Source organism: Moorena sp. SIO2C4 (genome assembly GCF_010672485.1).
Taxonomy (GTDB): domain Bacteria; phylum Cyanobacteriota; class Cyanobacteriia; order Cyanobacteriales; family Coleofasciculaceae; genus Moorena; species Moorena producens.
The window spans coordinates 1-2,309 of record NZ_JAAHGN010001139.1 but is presented as its reverse complement, the minus strand read 5'-3'; the positions used below and the strand labels follow the sequence as shown (position 1 = coordinate 2,309).

The 2,309-nt window shown below is 45.3% G+C and carries 3 protein-coding genes; all 3 read left to right on the top strand.

Annotation, left to right across the window (positions count from 1 at the left end):
- Positions 1 to 260 precede the first annotated feature (260 nt).
- The 3 genes from thrC to F6K20_RS34705 all read left to right on the top strand — a co-directional run bounded on the left by thrC (position 261) and on the right by F6K20_RS34705 (position 2,109).
- Complete coding sequence (gene thrC, locus F6K20_RS34715) at positions 261 to 1,565, top strand: threonine synthase (RefSeq protein ID WP_008181015.1); 1,305 nt, start codon at positions 261 to 263, stop codon at positions 1,563 to 1,565.
- Complete coding sequence (locus F6K20_RS34710; RefSeq protein WP_154659702.1) at positions 1,544 to 1,684, top strand: hypothetical protein; 141 nt, start codon at positions 1,544 to 1,546, stop codon at positions 1,682 to 1,684. Before thrC ends, F6K20_RS34710 begins: the two co-directional genes overlap by 22 nt.
- Before the next feature lie 149 nt (positions 1,685 to 1,833).
- Positions 1,834 to 2,109, top strand: coding sequence for a MoaD/ThiS family protein (locus F6K20_RS34705; RefSeq protein ID WP_008181013.1), 276 nt, complete (start codon positions 1,834 to 1,836; stop codon positions 2,107 to 2,109).
- Positions 2,110 to 2,309: the final 200 nt, after the last annotated feature.

Below are 2,309 nucleotides of genomic sequence, written 5' to 3'. Positions count from 1 at the left end.
TCTCCTGGGAGGGGTTAGGGGTGGGTTCCTCTTGCCTATTGCCTCTTGCCTCTTGCCTACACACAGCCGTGTATCACTAATCGAACCAAACGTTTGTATCTCAATTGACAGTAATTTTGACTGGTTAATGGTTAATCTTTAACCCCTGCAATTAATCCCGACTAAAAAAGTCGGGTATGTTTGACGGACATTTTGAGGTATGTTACTTTTAATCAAGTCTTGACTGAACGTAATTAGAGAGCGTAATTAGAGATATACCCATGAGCCAAGCCACAATTACTCCCAAAACCCAGACATCTACCGCATTTACCAAGTTGAAGTGTAAAGAGTGTGGTGCGGAGTATGAGCCCAAGGCAATGCACGTTTGTGAGGAATGCTTTGGTCCGTTGGAAGTAAAATATGACTACGATATCCTTAGACGCCATGTAACCCGGCAGAGCATTGAGGCAGGTCCGAAATCCATCTGGCGCTATCGTTCTTTCTTACCCCTTGCCACTGATAACTATATTGATGTTGGTACGGGAATGACTCCATTAGTGAAATCGACTCGCTTGGCTAGACGCTTAGGGTTAAAAAATCTCTACATTAAAAATGATGCGGTCAACATGCCCACCCTGAGCTTCAAAGACCGGGTGGTATCAGTAGCTCTAAGTAGAGCACGGGAGTTAGGCTTCTCAACGGTATCCTGTGCTAGTACTGGAAACTTAGCGAATTCTACTGCTGCGATCGCAGCCCATGCGGGACTCGACTGCTGCGTGTTTATCCCTGCTGACCTGGAAGCGGGTAAAGTGATGGGCACTCTGATTTACAACCCCACATTAATGGCAGTCAAAGGCAACTACGACCAAGTCAACCGCCTCTGTTGTGAAGTAGCTAACAGCCACGGTTGGGGATTTGTGAACATTAACCTACGTCCCTACTATTCAGAAGGTTCTAAAACTCTGGGCTTTGAAGTGGCTGAACAACTAGGTTGGCAACTACCGGACCATGTTGTTGCTCCCTTGGCATCAGGTTCCCTATACACCAAAATCTACAAAGGCTTCCAAGAATTCGTCAAAGTCGGTCTAGTGGATGATAAATCAGTGCGCTTCAGTGGTGCTCAAGCAGAAGGTTGCTCCCCAATCGCTCAAGCTTTCAAAGAAGGACGGGACTTTATTACTCCAGTCAAGCCCAACACCATTGCTAAATCCATTGCGATTGGAAACCCAGCCGACGGCATCTATGCTCTAGAAATAGCTCATAAAACTAACGGAAACATTGAATCCGTCACTGATGCAGAAGTTATCGAAGGGATGAAGTTGCTGGCAGAAACTGAAGGAATTTTCACCGAAACCGCAGGAGGTACTACAATTGCTGTACTCAAGAAGCTGGTAGAAGCTGGTAAAATTGACCCCGATGAAACTACAGTAGCCTACATCACTGGTAATGGCTTGAAGACCCAAGAAGCAGTTCAAGGCTATGTGGGTGAACCTTTGGTAATTGAACCAAAACTAGACAATTTTGAGCAAGCATTAGAGCGGGCTAACACCCTAGACCGTCTGGAATGGCAACAAGTTTTAGTTTAAGCAGTCAGCAGTCAGCAGTCAGCAGTCAGCAGTCAGCGGTCAGTGGTCAGCCTATTTTACTCAAAAGCACCGATCTAGTAGCGTGGTGGCACAGGCTTCTAGCCTGTGATAACCCATAAGCTGATAACTGATACGCGACACGCTGAATGCTGATAGCTGAATGCTGATAACTGATAGCTGAATGCTGATAACTGATACGCGACACGCTGATAGCTGATGGTTTACCATTAAACCTTGAAAATTGAGAATTCAAAGCAAGATATTGATTATGGCTGTAAAAGTTTTAATTCCTACTCCTCTGCAAAAATATACCCAAGAGCAAGCAACAGTAGAATGTCAGGGAACGAATGTTTCTGAACTGATCGAATCTCTGGAAAGTAATTGTCCTGGAATTAAACAACGGCTGTGCGATGAGCAGGGTAAACCCCGTCGATTCTTGAATCTCTACGTGAACGGGGAAGATATCCGGTTGTTGGAAAATACAGAAACAAAACTCAACGATGGGGATGAAGTGAGTATTGTCACAGCTGTTGCTGGTGGTTAGACAGATACTCAGCAGTCAGCAGTCAGCGATCAGTAGTTGACCATTCGCCTTGGCCTTTTGGTTACGCTACGGGAATGGCTGATAGCTGACTGCTTACAAGATAGAGCAATTCTCAGCAACCTTTGAGCAATATTGCTTATCCTTTTAAGGCAATAGGCATGCTAGCAATAGGCAATAGCGATGCAGTCGCTCATGGGAGA

What these genes read in the sequence shown, in the direction of transcription:
- thrC (WP_008181015.1), top strand. Translation starts at nt 261, where the DNA reads ATGAGCCAAGCCACAATTACTCCCAAAACCCAGACATCTACCGCATTT.
- F6K20_RS34710 (WP_154659702.1), top strand. Translation starts at nt 1,544, where the DNA reads ATGGCAACAAGTTTTAGTTTAAGCAGTCAGCAGTCAGCAGTCAGCAGT.
- F6K20_RS34705 (WP_008181013.1), top strand. Translation starts at nt 1,834, where the DNA reads ATGGCTGTAAAAGTTTTAATTCCTACTCCTCTGCAAAAATATACCCAA.